Origin of the sequence: Erythrobacter fulvus, assembly GCF_028595285.1 — a bacterium.
Classification (GTDB): Bacteria; Pseudomonadota; Alphaproteobacteria; order Sphingomonadales; family Sphingomonadaceae; genus Erythrobacter; species Erythrobacter fulvus.
In genome coordinates this window covers 77743-95050 of sequence record NZ_JAQQXQ010000002.1, presented here as the reverse complement: position 1 = coordinate 95050, position 17308 = coordinate 77743, and the positions used below count along the sequence as shown (strand labels likewise).

The window sequence follows — 17308 nt, the reverse complement described above, 5'->3', positions numbered from 1 at the left end:
TGTCCGAAGGAGACGCATGCCATGATGATGCCGATTGCCGAGATGCGCGAATTTGCGGGGTTTGCCCCGTGCGAGCAGCGATACATCAAGCGCAGTCTCGACATCGGCCTTGCCCGCACCGACGCCTTTCGCCGCTGGGGACGCAGCGAGGCGGAGAACACCGCGATCCGCCGCCAATATGTCGCCTATCAGGATCTGAAGGCTCTGCGCGCGCTGATCCCGGTGGAGGGCACCCCGAACGAGATCGAACGCTTCCTCGGCAAGCTGGTGCGCATCGCCGCCTTCGATCTGGAGCAGGAACGGCTGGCGAGCTTTTCCGCCTTCCGCTTCCTCTACGAACGCCTGCTGGGCGCCAAGGTGCGGCCCTACCTTCCGGCCGCCTTTTGCGCCGCCAGCGCGCTGCCGGCGATCCGCCCGGAACGCCGCAAGATGCTACTGCAATCCCTGAGCGAAGCCGCCGCCACCGCCCCCGGCTGGTCGGAGCGCGAACCGGGCTTCTACCCCGAATATGTCGACGATTTCGAGGCGGCCTAAAGCTCTTCGATCATCAGATAAGCGACAGTCGTTTCGCCTATATTGACCGCTTCGTGCCAGTCCACGCCGGTGCTCGAAAAACTCGAGCCGGCCTCGACCTCTGCCTCTCGGATGCCGGCTTCGCTGGTCAACCGCATTGTGCCCCCGCTCAGGGCATAACCGAAATGGGCAGGATGATAGTGCCGCTCATGCCCGACGCCCGGGGGAAACGTACACAGCAGGACGCGGTGTGTAGCGGCCTGATGCTGCAATTCGCACACCGGCTCACCTTGCCACCCTGCCGCCAAGGCATCAGGCAGCCCGGCGCTTTGCGATTGGCCCGCAGTGGTGGCAAATATCGCAACGACGACTGCGAGGCCGGTGGCAACGGCAAGCTTCTTCACGAGCGATAAAGCCCGTCGATGCGCTCCTGATACCGCTCGCGGATCTTGTGGCGGCGGATCTTCATGCTCGGGGTCATTTCCTCGTTCTCGATGGTGAATGCCTCGTCCGCGAAGGCGAACTGGCGGACCTTCTCGATCACCGAGAGATCGGCATTGGTGCGATCGACCGCCGCGCGCACCGCGTTCTTGAACGCAGGAAGCTGCTGGAGCGCGGCCAGATCGAACTTCTCGCCATTGGCCCGCGCCCATTCCAATGCCCATTCGGCGTCGGGCACGATCAGGCCCACGACATAGGGCCGCTTGTCCCCGCTCACCATCGCCTGCGCGATTTCGGGCTGGAGCGTCAGCATGCCTTCAACCTTCTGGGGCGCGATGTTGTCGCCCTTGTCGTTGACGATCATGTCCTTCTTGCGGTCGGTGATGACGATCCGGCCCTTGTGATCAAGGTGCCCGATATCGCCGGTGTGGAGCCACGGCGCGCCAGTCGGATCGGCTGGATCATGCTGCAGCGTGCGCGCAGTCTCGGCCTCGTTGCGCCAGTAGCCGTGCATCACCAGCTCGCCCCGCACGAGGATTTCGCCGTCCTCGGCGATTTTCACTTCGACGCCGCGCATCGGCGGGCCGACGGTGTCCATCTTCAGGCCGACCTTGGGGCGGTTGCAGCTGATCACCGGCCCGGCCTCGGTCTGGCCATAGCCTTGCAGCATCGTGAGGCCCATCGCGTCGAAGAAATTGCCGACTTCGGGGTTGAGCGGCGCGCCGCCCGACACCATTGCCTTGATCCGCCCGCCGAACTTGGCGCGGATCTTGGGGCGCAGGGTCTTTTCGACGAGCAGGTCCAGCGGCCTGTCGCGCAGGCGCTTCCTGCCTTCTTTGGTATGCTCGGCGATCTTGAGCGCGCTATCCATCATGAAATTGGCGACTTTGCCCTGCTTTTCCACCTGCTTCATAATGCGGGTGCGCAGCACTTCGAACAGGCGCGGGACGACGACCATGATGGTCGGGCGCGTTTCCTCGATATTGCTCGCGAGCTTCTCCAGCCCTTCGGAATAGAAAATCTCCGCGCCGACCCCGATGGGGAGATATTGCCCGCCGCTGTGTTCATAGGCGTGGGAAAGCGGCAGGAACGAGAGGAAGCGTTCGTCCTGGATGCCGAAATCCTCGATCAACACTTCGGCCGCGCCCGCAACATTGCACAGGATCGCGCCGTGGTGCTGCATCACGCCGCGCGGTGCGCCGCCAGTGCCGCTGGTATAGATCAGGCACGCGGTTACCGAACGCTCGATACGGGAAATGCGCTCGTCCACTGCAGCCCGCGCGGCGGCGGCATCGCCGGTCACCAGCGCGGCCCAGTCGTGATATTCGAAGCTGCCCGACTGCTGGCGCTTCAAGTTGTCGATCCCGATTACATGTTCGACCATGCCGGTCTGCCCGATCGCGCCGACCACGGGGGCCAGCAGCTTCTCGGTCGAGACAAACACCGCGCGTGCGCCCGAATTGTCGAGGATATGTGCGTGATCGCGGCGGGTGTTGGTGGTGTAGGTCGGCACGGTGATGCAGCCCGCCGCCATGATCGCAAGGTCGGCGATGCACCATTCGGGGCGGTTTTCGCTGACCAGAGCGACGCGGTCGCCATCTTCCAGTCCCATGCCCCGCAGCGCCTCTGCGAGCAGGCACACCTGCTCCGCCGCCGAGCGCCACGACTGCGTCACCCATTGCCCGCCTGTCTTGTGGCCGAGAAAAGGTGCATCGCCCTTGGCATCGGCGCGCTTCAAAAACAGTTCGACGAGGTTCTGCGCGCCGTCGATATCCTGCAGCAGCGGATCATCCGCCGGGTTGATCGTGACGCGGGCGGCCCTTCCCGATTCTTGGGCAGGCAAGGTGGGGGAATGCACTGGCAAAGGCTCCTGATCCCTTCGAGCATGTTGCCGGGGCTCTGGATCGGCCCCGTAAGCAGCCAGATTAGAACCTGAACGCCGTAGCGGCAAGCGCCCGCATGGCGCTGGCCCCTGCCGGATGTGTCAGGGCGTAACCACGCCTGCGAAGCGCGGTTCGGTCGCCACTTCCCAGCTGCCGTCGGCCCGCAGGCCCAGCGCATTGGCCTTGATCGGCGCGGGCGAGATGCGGAAGCCCTTGTGGCCGAGCGCGGCGAGATCATCCTGCATCGCCACCAGTGCGCTGCCTTCCTCGATCAGCAGGGTGTCTCCGAAAGCCATGGCGAAGGGCAGGGCGAGTGCGTCCTGCGCGCCCAGCCCGAAGTCCAGCACGCCGATGATTGCGCGGGTTACGGTGACCGGGATGGTCGGGCCTCCGGCAGCGCCGATCACCAGCACGATCCTGCCGGTATCGTCATAGACGATGGTGGGCGACATCGAGGAACGCGGGCGCTTGCCCCCTTCCACCCGGTTGGCGACCGGCTTGCCGCCCGCTTCGGGGGTGAGGGTGAAATCGGTCAGCTCGTTATTGAGGTAGAACCCCTGGTGGAACAGCCCCGATCCGAAGGCGCCTTCGATGGTGGAGGTGTAGCTGACCGCATTGCCGCCTGCGTCCACGACCGAGAAATGGGTGGTGCCGTGCTCCGGTTCTTCCGGCCCGTCGCCGCGGGCAAGCGGCGCACCGGGCGGCACGCCGGCTTCGGCCTTGGCAATCGTGCTGTCGGCTGAAATCAGCGCCGCGCGGCTGCGCATATAGCCTGCATCCACCAGCCCTTCGACCGGCACTTCGATGAAGTCGCTATCGGCCACGTAAAGCTCGCGGTCGGCATAGGCGAGGCGCTGGCTTTCGATGAACAGGTGCCAGAACGTCGGGCTGTCCGGGCCCATCGCGGCGAGATCGAAACCTTCGAGCTGGCCGAGCATCTGCGCCACGGCCACCCCGCCCGATGACGGCGGGCCCATGCCGCACACCCTATAGACGCGGTAGCGGATGCACACCGGCGGCCGCTCCTTGGCGGTATAGGCGGCGATATCCTGTGCGGTCATCCTGCCGTCCTGCGGGGTGTCGGCCGCAACATGGGCGGCGAGCGCGGCGGCGGATTCGGGGCCGTAGAATGCTTCCGGCCCGCCCTTTGCGAGCGCTTCGAAGGTCGCGGCGAGCGCGGGCACTTTCACCGTCGAACCCACCGGCAGCGGTTCGCCGTCGGCACCGAAATAGATGGCGCGTGCCGCATCGGTCCGGTCGGCGCGACCCTTGTTGCCGGCGAGCGATTCGTACAGCCGCCGGTTCATGACGAACCCGTCGCGGGCGAGCACGATGGCGGGTTCGAACAGCTTCGCCCAGGGCAGCTTGCCATATTGCGAATGGGCCTTGGCTGCGAGCGCGAGATTGCCGGGCACCCCGACGCTGAGGCCCGAAAACACGCGGGTTTCACGCGGGAGGATCTTGCCGTCGGCGCCAAGAAAGCGGTTGGGCGTGGCAGCGGCCGGAGCGGTCTCGCGCCCGTCGATGGTGACCAGCGTGCCGTTACCAGCATCCGCACGCAGCATGAAACCGCCGCCGCCGATGCCGGAGCTTTGCGGTTCCACCACGGTCAGCGCCAGCATCACCGCAATCGCCGCGTCGGTGGCCGATCCGCCTGCGGCAAGGATCGCCTCGCCCGCCTCTGCCGCGCGGGGATCGGCAGCGCTCACGGCGCCGGTTGCGGCAGCAGGTGCCGGAGCGGCGACCGCTGCCGGGGGCGGGGTGGCGGCGCAACCCGAAAGGGCCAGCGCCAGCGGAGCGAGGAAAGCAGGAAGATAACGCATCGCGATGCGTGCTATTCGCTTCCGACCGCTTCGGCAATGCTGGCAAAGCCGTCGCGCCGCATCAGCCTGTCGAGCCCCCGGACAATCCGCGCGCCCAGACCGGGGCCCTCATAGACCATCGCCGAATAGAGTTGCACCAGGCTCGCCCCCGCGCGGATGCGCTCCCACGCATGCTCGGCGGTGGCGATGCCGCCCACGCCCACCAGCGGGATCGCACCGCCGGTCGCCTTGCGGAAATCGCGCAGGCGCTCAAGCGCGAGCTCCCGCAGGGGGGCACCCGACAGCCCACCGGTCTCGCCCGCATGGTGCGATCGCAGCGCGGGGCGCGAGATCGTGGTGTTGGAAACCACCAGCGCGCCGAGTCGCTTGTCCAGCGCGATGCGGGCGATGGCGTCGATATCGGCCGGTTCGAGATCGGGCGCGACCTTGAGAAACACCGGCGGCGGCGAATCGGGCGCGGATTCGTCGCGCGCGGCGATCACGGCATCGATCAGCGCGCTCAATGCCGCTTCATCCTGCAAGGCGCGCAGGCCCGGCGTGTTGGGCGAGGACACGTTGACGCAGAGATAGCTCGAAAATGGAGCCATCTTTGCGGCCATCACCGCATAGTCGGCGATGCGGTCGGCAGAATCCTTGTTCGCGCCGATATTGACGCCCACGATCCCCGGCCGTCCGACCCGCGCCCGCAAGCGCTCCAGCGCAGCTTCGGCGCCCGCATTGTTGAACCCCATGCGGTTGATAACCGCTTGATCTTCCACCAGCCGGAACAGCCGCGGCTGCGGGTTGCCTGCCTGTGGCAAAGGCGTGATCGAGCCGACTTCGGTGAAGCCGAAGCCGAGGCCGAGCAGCGCGTCGGGCACCTCGGCATCCTTGTCGAATCCGGCGGCCACGCCGACGGGATTGGGGAAAGACAGGCCTGCCACGGTGATCCCCAACCCGCCCGGAACAGGCATCGGGCCGCGCAGCGGCAGTGCCTTGAGGCCGCGGATAGCCAGACGGTGGCCGGTTTCGGAATCGAGGGCGAACAGGGCGGGTTTCAGCAAGCGGAACAGCATGGCCACAGCGCCTATGTCAGCCAGCCACCGCTGTCGAGCGTCGAAGAAATTCTGTCGATCGGGAGGCCGATTCGGCACTATCCGTCAGGATGTTAACGTTGCCATGCCCGATCGGGCGCGGTTTCCTGTCGCTTGCATACAATCGGCGGAACGATTCGCCCGCTATACGCTGCCCTGCGACCCGAAGGGCTCGGAGCAGCAATGCAATGAGTTCCTCAACTCAGATGGGCGGTGTTCCTTGCGGAGCGCCGCCCCTTTTTTCGGGCACGCGCGGTTTTGACAGGGAAACAGATGGCTTGGTAGTCGTTGCGGCCTTGTATGGACGTCACACTGCCCCCGCCTGCAACCGACTCACGACATGAACCTGTCGCGCCTGAAGCGGCGCTGACGCCGCCGGGCCTTATCAGCATCGATTATATCGAACCGCCCGCGGCGATCGCGCCGCTGGTTACCACGCTGTACCATTTCCGCTGCGACGAGCCGGTGATCCGCGATATCCAGCCCGCCGCGATCGGGCAGGTCTGCCTGTTTCCCCACGGCAAGGGCGAGTTGCATTTCGCCGACGGGCGGCGCGATCCCAATCACGAAGTGGGCGTGCTGACCCCGCTCTCCCGGGCCACGCCGATGGTGGTCGAGGGGCCGTTTCATGCTTTCGGTGCGGCACTGACCCCGCTCGGCTGGGCGGCGCTGACAGGTCTGCATGCAGGCGAGCATCGCGACCGGCTGCTGCCTGCCGCCAGCGTGCTGGGCGATGCCTTTGCGGAGACCGGTATGACGCTGCTGAACGCCTATCGCAGCGGCACGATGACCGGGCCGGACTGCGCGCGGGCGGTGGGAGACTTCATCGGCCGCAATGCGCGTCCGATCAATCCGCGCCATCTCGATCTGGTGGTGGCGGTGGGCCGCTGGCTGGCGGCATCCTTCAATCCCGACACCAATGATCTGGCCGGAACCGCAGGCTATTCCGCGCGGCAGGTGCAGCGTCTGGTGGAGCGTTATTTCGGTCTGCCGCCGCGCGCGCTGGCGCGCAAATACCGCGCCTTGCGGGCCGCCGCGCTGCTTTCCGCGCCTGACCTTGCGCCCGAGGCCGAGGCCGAACTGGCCGAAGCCTTTTTCGATCAGCCGCACATGATCCGCGAGATCACGCATTTCGTCGGGCGCACGCCGACGCGGCTGACCGACCCTTCCAACCCCTATCTTGCCGAAATGATCGGTTCGCGGAACCTGCGCGAACTGAACACCTGAACGGCCCGCAGTCGCGGACATCGCGGCGCGGTTGTCAGGTTGGCCCGAGCAAGGCTAGATCGCGCCCCGGTTGTCGCAAACAAGACAGAATCAAGGAACTGCCATGACGCTTCGTCGCCTGCTCGCCGCCCCGGTTTCCGCACTTGCCCTGGCCTTTGCGCTCCCGGCCTCGCTGATCGCGCAGGATGCGGCTGCCGACCCTGCGGCGATGATCGCCGATCTGCCGGCCGAGGCGTCGATCGACGAACTCTTCGCCGCCTATGAAGCGGCGACTCTCGCGCTTTCGCCCCAGACCAAGGCCTATCGCGGCATTCGGGATGCGGATTACGGCAAGTGGAACGATCCGTCCGATGAAGCCGAAGCGCGCGCCGACGCGCTGCTCGATGCGACGCTGGCGACGATGCGGGTGCGCTTCGATCCGGCCTCGCTGGATCCGCAGCAGGCGCTGTCGTACCGCCTGTTCGAGGCCATGGCCGCGCGCCGCGCATCGCTGCGGCCCTATCGCGACTACGGCTATATCTTCGACCAGATGAACGGCGCGCAGAGCGATCTGCCGGCCTTCCTAATCAATATCCACCGCGTTTCGACCGTGACCGATGCCGAGGCATACAGGGCGCGCATCGCCGGCCTCGGCCCGCTGATCGACGCGCTCACCGCACAATCGCGTGAGCGCGCCGACAAGGGCGTGATGCCGCCGCGCTGGGTCTATGCCTATGTCATTTCCGACATCCAGAATCTGCTCGATGCGGGCAACAACAACGCGGTGCTGGAGGACTTTGCCAAAAAGGTCGCCGCTCTCGACATCGCCGGGGAGCAAAAAGCTGCGCTGGATGCCGGAGCTGTTGCTGCGTGGGAGGCATCGGCCGCCCCCGCCTACGGGCGCCTGCTTGCCGAGATGCAGCGCCAGCAGGCGATTGCGCCGACGGACGACGGCGTGTGGCGCTTTGCCGAGGGCGACAAGTATTACGCCGCGCTGCTGAAGAACTACACCACCACCGGTCTCACCGCCGATGAAATCCACGCCATCGGCCTGCGCGAAGTTGACCGCATCCACGGCGAAATGCGCGCGATCATGGCCAAGGTCGGGTTTGACGGCACCTTGCAGGAATTTTTCGCCTTCACCCGCGATGATCCGCGCTTCTTCCATACCAGCCGCGAGGACTATCTGGCCGATGCCGAAGCGCATCTGGCGCAGATGACCGCCAGGCTGCCCGAATTCTTCGCCACGCTTCCCAAGGACCCGCTGGTGATCAAGCCGGTCGAGGCGTTCCGCGAAAAGAGCGCCGGCAAAGCCTTCTACCAGAGCCCGGCCCCGGACGGTTCGCGCCCCGGCACCTATTACGTCAATCTCTACAACCTGCGCGACATGTCGAAGAACGAGCTTGAGGCGCTGGCCTATCACGAAGGCTTGCCCGGACATCACCTGCAACGCTCGATCCAGACCGGGCTTGGCGATCTGCCTGCTTTCCGCCGTTTCGGCGGGGTCACCGCCTATTCGGAAGGCTGGGGCCTTTATTCGGAAGAACTCGGCAAGGACATGGGCTTCTACACCGATCCTTATTCCGATTTCGGACGGCTCGGAATGGAGCTGTGGCGCGCCGGGCGGCTGGTGGTCGACACCGGGCTGCACCACAAGCGCTGGAGCCGCGAGGAGGCGATCGGCTGGCTGACCGAAAATACGCCCAACCCGCCGGGCGATATCGAAAAGGCGATTGAACGCTACATCGTCTATCCGGGTCAGGCGACCGCCTACATGATCGGCAAGCTCAAGATCATGGAGCTGCGTTCAAAAGCACAGGCCGAGTTGGGAACAAAATTCGATATCCGGGAATTTCATGACACGATCCTGACAAGCGGTCCGGTGCCGCTGTCGATCATGGAGGAGAATGTCGCGCACTGGATCGCGTCGCGCCGCGCACAATAGGGTCGCGCCTATTGGTAAAGGGGGCTGCACAAGCGGACAAGGCATAGGTGCAATTCAAGCTCGAGCTCGTCCCCCCGCCGCTCGGTCTGGCGGGGCGGATCAACACATTTTACGTGATCGAAACGCACGAGGCCCGGATCGAGGAAGTCCTTCCGGCCTATTCCGCGCAATTGACCGTGATGATCCGCGGCCGTCTGGTCATCGACCGGCCCGGCGACCCGCCACTTGAGGCGGGCAGCGTGGCGATCAACGCTCCGCAGCTGCGCGCGTCGTCCTGCGTGCTCGAAGGCCCGGCGATGGTGGTGGGGGCCTCGTTTACCCAGATCGGCTGGCAGGAGCTCGCCCACCTGCCAGCGGACGCGGTGCATGACCGGCTGCTGCTGCCCGGGACGATTTTCTCGCCCGAACAATGCGCCGCGCTCGAGACGGCGGCGACACAATGCGCTGGGGGAGAGCTTCCGGCAGCCGCGCTGTGCGCCCAGATCGGAGAGATGCTTGCCACCCCGCGCTTCGATCTGCGGCCCGATCATGTCGCCACGGTTGAAGCGATCATGCGCTGGCTCGGCAGCGGGCTCGATCCGGTGCTGGACGATCTATACGCCATGGTCGACCTTTCGCCGCGCCAGCTGCAACGCCTCTCGCGGCGCTATTTCGGGGTGCCGCCCGCGCAGGTGCTCAAGCGCTTTCGCGCGATCCGCGCAGCGATGGTGCTGGCGAACCCGACACTGCCCGATTCCCTGCGCGACCGGATGCTTGCGAGCTTCTTCGATCAGGCGCACCTGATCCGCGACATTCGCCGCTACACCGGGCGCACACCCACCCAGCTGCGCGCCAAGACGCTGTCTGCCGGCCTGCTCGATCCGAGCGGCCATGGCGATACGGCGGGCCCGATACGTGACCAGATCGGCTGAATGGCTACACACGGGCGCCTTTGCGGTTGAAATCCGAGCAGATCGGTCGTAATTGGAAATCGGAACGATTTTGTCCGATTTGAGAACCGCTCGCAAATGCGCCTGTCCAACCTCGCCGATTACGCCGTGATCACCATGTGCCAGGCCGCCGCCCATTGCGGTGACGGGCGGGTGAGCGCGGCCGAACTGGCGAGCGAGACCGGCCTTCCGGTGCCGACGGTGCAGAAGCTCGTTTCAAGGCTGACTGCCGCAGGCCTGCTGCGTTCGGTGCGCGGGGCGCATGGCGGGTTGCAGCTTGGGCGCCCGGCGGCGGCGATTACCGTGGCGGATATCGTGGAGGCTGTCGAAGGGCCGATCGCGCTCACTGCATGTGTCGATCACACCCCGTGCGATTTCGAGGCCGGGTGCAGCATGAAGCCGCACTGGCCGATCATCAACAACGCGCTGCGCGGCGCGCTGGCGGGGATCACCCTCGCCCAGTTGCGCGCCCCCGCCCCGCGTCCCATCACTTTCGAGGAACATCCGGCATGAGCGACGAAACCGATCTGCAAGATCGCGAAGCCCGCGAGGCGGCGGCCAAGGTCGCCGATTACGAGCATGGCTGGTCGGCCGAAATCGACACCGAATTCGCGCCCAAGGGCCTGAACGAGGACACCGTCCGCTTCATCAGCGCCAAGAAGAACGAGCCCGAATGGATGCTCGAATGGCGGCTGAAGGCCTTCCGCTTGTGGCAGACCATGGAAGAGCCCGACTGGGCCAAGGTCGGCTATCCCAAGATCGATTATCAGGACGCCTATTACTACGCCGCGCCCAAGAAGAAGGCGACGATCGCGTCGCTCGACGAGCTCGATCCCGAGATCAAGGCGGTCTACGACAAGCTCGGCATCCCCGTGGCGGAGCAGGAAGTGCTCGCCGGCGTCGAAGGCGCGCGCAAGGTCGCGGTGGACGCGGTGTTCGATAGCGTAAGCGTTGCGACCACCTTCCGCGAGGAATTGAAGCGCGCAGGCGTGATCTTCCTCTCGATTTCAGAAGCGATCCGCGAATATCCGGAACTGGTGCAGAAGTGGCTCGGGAAGGTCGTGCCGGTGCGCGACAACTACTTCGCGGCGCTGAACTGCGCGGTCTTCTCCGACGGCACCTTCGTCTATGTGCCCGAAGGCGTGCGCTGCCCGATGGAGCTTTCGACCTATTTCCGCATCAATGCCGAGAATACCGGCCAGTTCGAACGCACGCTGATCATCGCCGACAAGGGCGCCTATGTCAGCTACCTCGAAGGCTGCACCGCGCCGATGCGCGACGAGAACCAGCTCCACGCTGCGGTGGTGGAACTGGTCGCGCTCGACGATGCCGAGATCAAGTATTCGACCGTGCAGAACTGGTATCCCGGCAATGCCGAGGGCAAGGGCGGCATCTACAACTTCGTCACCAAGCGCGCGCTGTGCCAGGGGGACCGTTCCAAGGTCAGCTGGACGCAGGTCGAAACCGGCTCGGCGGTGACGTGGAAATACCCCTCCTGCGTCCTCAACGGCGAGGATAGCGTGGGCGAGTTCTACTCTGTCGCGGTCACCAATAATTACCAGCAGGCCGACACCGGCACCAAGATGATCCACAACGGCAAGAACAGCCGCTCGACGATCATCTCCAAGGGGATTTCGGCGGGCAAATCGAACAACACCTACCGCGGCCTCGTCCGCGTCGGCCCGACCGCCAGCGGCGTGCGCAACTTCACCCAGTGCGACAGCCTGCTGCTCGGCGATCAATGCGGCGCGCACACCGTGCCCTATATCGAGGTGAAGAACCCCAGCGCGCAGATCGAGCACGAGGCGACCACCTCCAAGATCAGCGACGAACAGCTGTTCTACGCGATGCAGCGCGGGCTGGGCGAAGAGGAAGCCGTGGCGCTGATCGTCAACGGCTTTGCCAAGGACGTGCTGAAAGAGCTGCCGATGGAGTTCGCGGTCGAAGCGCAGAAGCTGCTGGCGATTTCACTGGAAGGCTCGGTTGGATGACCACGCGCAAAACCCTCGCCCTCAACCCCGAGGCTGCCACCGCCGAAACCCCCGCGCTCAAGAAGAAGGGCCGCGGGTGGGAGATTTCGGAGAAGCGGCTCGATGCGCTGCACGAACAGGCGCGCGAGCTGCGGCGCCATTCGTCCGAGGCGCACAAGGCGCTCGCCGCGAAGTTCGCCGCCGCCGACATGGGCCGCTACACCTTCAAGCGCTTTGCCGTGGTCGGCAGCGCGATTGTCGATTTCAACTGCCACAACCTCGGCCTCGCGCTGGCGATCGACGAGGAGGGGCAGAACGATGCCCTCGCCAAGCGTCGCGACAAGAGCCTCGAAGCGGTCGGCATTAAGGTGATGCGCATCGCTGCCGCCGATATCCTCAATGACATGGACGAAGTGCTCAAGCGCCTCACCATCACAATGCGCGAACGTATCGCCGAGCGGAAGGAAGCTGCCCGCGCGCACAAGGCGGCGAACCCCAAGCAGACCTATTCGCGCCCCAAGCCGCGCGGGCAGGATCGCGACGACAACCCCAAGCCCCGGAGCCGGACGTGACCCTCGCCACTCTCCTCCTTCCGCTGCTCGCCGTGCAATCGGTCGGTGAAGCGCTGGTGGCCGTGAAGAACGACAATCCGGAGACCTGGACGGTCGAATATCCGCGCCTGATCCAGCCCTATGTGCAGGATTATCGCCGTTGTCTCGCGGTCACCAATCGCAACGTCACCGGCACAGCCAATTTCGAGGCGCAACACGCCGCCGATCTGCCCCGCTGCGCTGACCGCCGCGCCAAGGCGGTCGCGGATTCCAACGCTGCTCTGGCAGGGGCGAAAACCGGCATGACGGCAGAAGAGATCGAACAGCTCTTCACCAATATCGGCCGCATCCACATCGCGCGTGGCGCGGATCTCGACAAGCAGTTCCGCCAGCGCATGGCGGGTGCCGAGGCGGCCAGCGCCAATTACGAAGCCACCCGGCCCAAGGGGCTGGTGATCGAACTGCGCGACGCAAGCGTGGTCAAGGCGCGCACCGACGCGACCGCCGCTGCCGCCTCGCAAAAAGACAAGGACGCACAATAATGCTCACCATCACCGATCTTCACGCCAGCGTCGGCGACAAGCCGATCCTCAAGGGGCTGACTCTGCATGTCCCTGCGGGCGAGATTCACGCGATCATGGGCCCCAACGGCGCGGGCAAATCGACGCTCGCCCACGTGCTGGGCGGCAAGCCGGGCTATGAAGTGACTGGCGGCAACGTGGAGTTCCGCGGGCAGGACCTGCTGGCGCTGGAACCGCACGAACGCGCGGCGGCCGGCCTGTTCCTCGGTTTCCAGTATCCGGTCGAAATCCCCGGCGTCTCCAACGTCCAGTTCCTGCGCGAGGCACTGAACGCCCAGCGCAAGGCGCGCGGGGAAGAGCCGCTGTCGGGCGGCGAGTTCCTGAAGCTTGCCAAGGACAAGGCCGCGTTGCTCAAGATGGACATGGAAATGCTCAAGCGGCAGGTCAATGTCGGCTTTTCGGGCGGCGAGAAGAAGCGCGCCGAGATGGTGCAGATGGGCATTCTCGACCCCGCCTTCGCGGTGCTGGACGAGACCGATTCCGGGCTCGATATCGACGCGCTGCGGATCGTCGGCGCAGGGATCAACGCTATCATGCGCGCACCCGACAAAGGCGTGCTGCTGATCACCCACTACCAGCGCCTGCTCGACGTGGTGAAGCCCGACAAGGTCAGCATCCTTGCGGGTGGCCGGATCGTCGAGACCGGCGGGCCGGAACTCGCGCTGCGGCTTGAGGCCGAAGGCTATGATTCGGTGATGGCGTGACCACAGCCACTCTCCCTACCCGCCGCGACGAAGCGTGGCGTTATGCCGATATGGACGCGCTGGCGCGGCTTGGTGCGGACGCGCTTGATGCGTGGCAGGACATCGCCGTGCCTGCGGGCGAAAGCCTGACGCGCTGCATGGTGGTCGGCTCCGACGCGCCCGAACTGCACCGGCTGCGCGTGACATTGGGCGAGGGCGCGAATGCGGCCTTCTTCGTCACCAATGCCGGCGGGGATTACACCCGTGTCGAGATGGAAGTGCGGCTCGCACGCGGCGCCCATTTCGAATTCGGCGGAGTGACGATTGGCGGAGCGGGCGTGACCCGTGAATTCGTGACTCAGGTCGTCCATGCCGAGCCCGAGGCGACCTCCAACCAGACCGTCCGCGCCGTCCATTGGGCGGGCGCCACCGGCAATTTCCTTGGCGAGATCAAGGTCGCGCGCCACGCGCAAAAGACCGACGCGGCGCAGGATTTCAAAGGCCTGCTGCTCGAAGCGGGTGCCAGCGCCAATGCCGTTCCGCAGCTCGAAATCTTCGCCGACGACGTGAAGTGCGCGCATGGCGCAACCGTGGGCGAACTCGACGAAGCCGCGCGTTTCTACATGATGGCGCGCGGGGTCGATCCGGCCACGGCGCAACGTCTGCTGGTGCAGGCCTTTGTTGGCGATGCCTTCGTTGCGCTGGAGGACGACGCGGAGCGCGAAACGCTGCTCGATGCGGCGCTGGCGGCATTGGAGGGTGCAAGGCTGTGAATGCCCCCGCCACCTTCGACCGTGATTTGCGCGCCGACTTCCCCGGCATGGTCACCCATGACGGCCAGCCGTGGCATTACCTCGATACGGCTGCCACCGCGCAGAAGCCGCGCGCCGTGATCGACGCCATGGCCCGCGCGCTGGGCGAGGATTACGCCACCGTGCACCGCGGGGTCTATGCCCGTTCAGCCGAGATGACGCTCGCTTACGAGGCGGCGCGGCGCAAGGTCGCAGGCTTCATCGGCGGGCACGAGGACGAGCTGGTCTTCACGCGCGGCGCGACCGAGGCAATCAACCTTGTCGCGCAGACCTGGGGCCGGGCGAACCTGAAGGCAGGCGACCGCATCCTGCTCTCTCAGGCCGAGCACCATTCCAATATCGTGCCCTGGCAGATGGTGGCGGCAGAAGTTGGCGCGGTGATCGACGTCTGCCCGTTGACCGATGACCACTGCATCGACTTGGGCGCTGCCGAAGCGATGCTGACCGAGCGGCACAAGCTGGTTGCGCTCGGCCATGTCTCCAACGTCACCGGCGCGCTGCTCGATGCCCCCCGCGCCGCCGCCATGGCGCACAAGGTCGGCGCCAAGCTGCTGCTCGACGGGTGCCAGAGCGCGCCGCACATGGGTGTCGATGTTGCCGCGCTCGATTGCGATTTCTACGTCTTTTCAGCGCACAAACTCTACGGTCCGACCGGTATTGGTGCGCTATGGGCGAAGGCGGAGATCCTCGCGGACATGCCCCCCTATCAGGGTGGCGGTGCGATGATCGACCGGGTGACTTTCGAACGCACCACCTATGCTCCGCCCCCGCAGCGTTTCGAAGCAGGGACACCTGCAATCACCGAAGCCATCGCCTTCGCCGCGGCCGTCGATTACGTCGAGGGCATCGGGCTTGATCGCATCCACGCGCATGAGCAGGCGCTGGTCGCCCGCCTGCGCCGTGAACTGGCGGCGATGAACGACGTGCGCCTGTTCGGCCCTGCCGACAGCGCCGGGATCGTCAGCTTCGCGGTGGGCGACATCCACCCGCATGATCTCGGCACGATCCTGGATGAAAGCAATGTCGCGATCCGCGCGGGCCACCACTGCGCCCAGCCGCTGATGGACTATCTCGGCATTCCCGCCACCGCACGCGCCAGCTTCGGCATCTATTCGACCGAAGCCGATATCGACGCGCTGATGGCCGGGATTGCCCGCACCCGCCGCATTTTTGGAAGAGGATGAGAGCCATGGACAGCTCTGCCGATCATTCGGACACTGCCCCCGCAAAGCCGCCCCGCGCCCGGGTCGAGGACGCGGTCGATGCCGAGATCGAAGCCCCGCGCACCCGCGACTATCTCGACGGCTTTCTTGCCGCCAAGCCCGCTCCCGATGCTGTCGGCGGCGATGGCAGCCCGTTGCAGGAAGCGGTGATCGAGGCGCTGCGCGAGATCTATGACCCGGAAATCCCGGTCAATATCTATGATCTGGGCCTGATCTACGGGGTCGAGGTGGACGACAATGCCGATGCCACCGTCACCATGACGCTCACCACGCCGCATTGTCCGGTGGCCGAGACCATGCCGGGCGAAGTCGAAATGCGCGTCACTTCTGTGCCCGGCATCCGCGACGCTGAAGTGGTGCTGGTGTGGGATCCGCCGTGGGGCCCGCACAAGATGAGCGACGAGGCGCGGCTCGAACTGGGGATGCTTTGACGCCCATGCTCTCGAGCGCGCCCGCCCTTACCATCGGTCTCGCCGATTACACCGACCCGCGCGATGGGGCGGATGTGGTGGCGCTGCTCGATGCCTATGCCCGCGATCCGATGGGTGGGGGTGAGCCGCTGGCAGAGAATGTGAAGGCGCGGCTGGCGGGCGATCTGGCGGCCAATCCCCACGCCTTTTCTTTGATAGCGCGGCTTGACGGGGAAGCGGTCGGCCTTGCCAACTGCTTCATGGGATATTCGACCTTCGCCGCCGCGCCGCTCGTCAATATCCATGATCTCGCGGTGCTTCCGGACGCGCGCGGCGGAGGGATCGGCAAGGCGCTGCTCGCCGCAATCGAGGCCGAGGCCTTGAAGCGCGGGGCCTGCAAGATCACATTGGAGGTGCTGAGCGGCAATCCGGCGCGCCATCTTTATGCCCGCGAAGGCTATGGCGATTACCAGCTCGATCCCGCCACCGGGCACGCGCTGTTCTGGCAGAAGAGGCTGACATGACCGAGACCACCACGACTTCTCGCCCCGCCCCCAAGGCTGCCGTCACTCTGACGCCCTCGGCCGAGGCGCGCATTGCCGAACTGATGGGCAAGGCCCCCGAAGACGCGATCGGCGTCAAGCTGTCGACCCCGCGGCGCGGCTGTTCGGGCCTCGCCTATTCGGTCGATTACGTCACCGAGGAAGCCAAGTTCGACGAGAAGATCGTCACCCCCGGCGGGGTATTCTATATCGACGGGGCGAGCGTACTCTACCTGATCGGCAGTGTGATGGACTGGCGCGAGGATGATTTCACCGCCGGTTTCGTGTTCGAAAACCCCAACGCCAAGGGCGCCTGCGGCTGCGGCGAGAGCTTCATGGTCTGAGGCGGGACTCGCCAGTGCTGTGTTGGTGTGATATAACACCTATGTGGCAAAGCGCAGTGAAAACAATCCGCTTCAAAGGGTCGAGGAACTCAAGGCCCAGCGTGCGCGCGAGTTGCAGGCGATTGTCGACCGGCTGACCGGCGAGGTTGCGGCGCTCGAAGCGCGGCTCGCCGCGACCGATGACCAGAGCGAGCGGATCATGCTCAAGGCCGAAATCGTGCATTTCAACGCCGCGCTCGATCGTTTGCAGGGCGGGGCTTATCGCACCAAACGCCGCAAGCCGCCCGAAAGCGGCCTTCCCGTCCCGGCCGTTCCGCCAGGCGGCCCGCTGCCCAAACAGGGCGGTGCCGCCGCCCCGCTCGATTTCGAAAGCTAGGCG

General features: G+C 65.5%; 19 protein-coding genes. 15 read left to right on the top strand and 4 right to left on the bottom strand.

The genetic code is table 11. The features are described 5' to 3' along the window. Positions 1-21 precede the first annotated feature (21 nt). Positions 22-534, top strand: coding sequence for a hypothetical protein (locus OIK40_RS03340; RefSeq protein WP_273676215.1), 513 nt, complete (start codon positions 22-24; stop codon positions 532-534). Here the strand turns inward: OIK40_RS03340 and OIK40_RS03335 are convergent. From OIK40_RS03335 to OIK40_RS03320, 4 genes are all read right to left on the bottom strand, one after another. After that, entirely contained in the window at positions 531-917 is a 387-nt protein-coding gene (locus tag OIK40_RS03335) for a cupin domain-containing protein (RefSeq protein WP_273676213.1), read from the bottom strand. The two genes, OIK40_RS03340 and OIK40_RS03335, sit on opposite strands and share 4 nt — an antisense overlap. Then, positions 914-2758: an AMP-dependent synthetase/ligase gene (locus OIK40_RS03330; RefSeq protein WP_374211781.1), complete on the bottom strand. Its 1845-nt coding sequence runs from the start codon at positions 2756-2758 to the stop codon at positions 914-916. The genes OIK40_RS03335 and OIK40_RS03330 overlap by 4 nt, the downstream gene beginning before the upstream one ends. Before the next feature lie 180 nt (positions 2759-2938). Continuing rightward, on the bottom strand, positions 2939-4660 hold the full coding sequence (gene ggt / locus OIK40_RS03325; RefSeq protein ID WP_273676211.1) for a gamma-glutamyltransferase: 1722 nt from the start codon (positions 4658-4660) through the stop codon (positions 2939-2941). A gap of 11 nt (positions 4661-4671) precedes the next feature. Continuing rightward, on the bottom strand, positions 4672-5715 hold the full coding sequence (locus OIK40_RS03320) for a quinone-dependent dihydroorotate dehydrogenase (RefSeq protein ID WP_273676209.1): 1044 nt from the start codon (positions 5713-5715) through the stop codon (positions 4672-4674). A 318-nt stretch (positions 5716-6033) separates the two neighbouring features. On the opposite strand from OIK40_RS03320, the gene OIK40_RS03315 reads away from it, so the two are divergent. From OIK40_RS03315 to OIK40_RS03250, 14 genes are all read left to right on the top strand, one after another. Then, positions 6034-6960 carry a helix-turn-helix domain-containing protein gene (locus OIK40_RS03315; protein ID WP_273676207.1) on the top strand — a complete coding sequence of 309 codons (927 nt, stop codon included), beginning with the start codon at positions 6034-6036 and terminating at the stop codon, positions 6958-6960. Between the two features lie 103 nt (positions 6961-7063). Continuing rightward, complete coding sequence (locus OIK40_RS03310; protein WP_273676204.1) at positions 7064-8884, top strand: DUF885 domain-containing protein; 1821 nt, start codon at positions 7064-7066, stop codon at positions 8882-8884. Between the two features lie 47 nt (positions 8885-8931). Then, the gene (locus tag OIK40_RS03305; RefSeq protein WP_273676203.1) at positions 8932-9795 is read left to right on the top strand and encodes an AraC family transcriptional regulator; all 864 of its coding nucleotides are present in this window, start codon (positions 8932-8934) and stop codon (positions 9793-9795) included. A gap of 96 nt (positions 9796-9891) precedes the next feature. Beyond that, positions 9892-10326: an SUF system Fe-S cluster assembly regulator gene (locus OIK40_RS03300; RefSeq protein WP_273676201.1), complete on the top strand. Its 435-nt coding sequence runs from the start codon at positions 9892-9894 to the stop codon at positions 10324-10326. Continuing rightward, entirely contained in the window at positions 10323-11804 is a 1482-nt protein-coding gene (sufB, locus tag OIK40_RS03295; RefSeq protein ID WP_273676199.1) for a Fe-S cluster assembly protein SufB, read from the top strand. The genes OIK40_RS03300 and sufB overlap by 4 nt, the downstream gene beginning before the upstream one ends. Beyond that, on the top strand, positions 11801-12355 hold the full coding sequence (locus tag OIK40_RS03290) for a DUF559 domain-containing protein (RefSeq protein WP_273676197.1): 555 nt from the start codon (positions 11801-11803) through the stop codon (positions 12353-12355). Before sufB ends, OIK40_RS03290 begins: the two co-directional genes overlap by 4 nt. After that, a complete protein-coding gene (locus tag OIK40_RS03285; protein WP_273676195.1) occupies positions 12352-12876 on the top strand; it encodes a hypothetical protein in 525 nt (174 codons plus the stop codon). The genes OIK40_RS03290 and OIK40_RS03285 overlap by 4 nt, the downstream gene beginning before the upstream one ends. Then, on the top strand, positions 12876-13619 hold the full coding sequence (gene sufC, locus OIK40_RS03280; RefSeq protein ID WP_273676192.1) for a Fe-S cluster assembly ATPase SufC: 744 nt from the start codon (positions 12876-12878) through the stop codon (positions 13617-13619). The genes OIK40_RS03285 and sufC overlap by 1 nt, the downstream gene beginning before the upstream one ends. After that, a complete protein-coding gene (locus tag OIK40_RS03275; RefSeq protein WP_273676190.1) occupies positions 13616-14371 on the top strand; it encodes a SufD family Fe-S cluster assembly protein in 756 nt (251 codons plus the stop codon). Before sufC ends, OIK40_RS03275 begins: the two co-directional genes overlap by 4 nt. Positions 14372-14418: 47 nt before the next feature. After that, positions 14419-15594 (top strand): cysteine desulfurase, encoded by a 1176-nt coding sequence (locus OIK40_RS03270; protein WP_374211780.1) that lies wholly within the window; start codon positions 14419-14421, stop codon positions 15592-15594. Positions 15595-15599: 5 nt separating this feature from the next. Further along, entirely contained in the window at positions 15600-16064 is a 465-nt protein-coding gene (locus OIK40_RS03265) for an SUF system Fe-S cluster assembly protein (RefSeq protein ID WP_273676188.1), read from the top strand. 5 nt (positions 16065-16069) lie between these two features. Next, positions 16070-16567, top strand: coding sequence for a GNAT family N-acetyltransferase (locus OIK40_RS03260; RefSeq protein ID WP_273676186.1), 498 nt, complete (start codon positions 16070-16072; stop codon positions 16565-16567). Next, a complete protein-coding gene (locus OIK40_RS03255; RefSeq protein WP_273676184.1) occupies positions 16564-16929 on the top strand; it encodes a HesB/IscA family protein in 366 nt (121 codons plus the stop codon). The genes OIK40_RS03260 and OIK40_RS03255 overlap by 4 nt, the downstream gene beginning before the upstream one ends. Positions 16930-16972: 43 nt before the next feature. Further along, the gene (locus OIK40_RS03250; protein ID WP_273676183.1) at positions 16973-17305 is read left to right on the top strand and encodes a hypothetical protein; all 333 of its coding nucleotides are present in this window, start codon (positions 16973-16975) and stop codon (positions 17303-17305) included. Positions 17306-17308 lie beyond the last annotated feature (3 nt).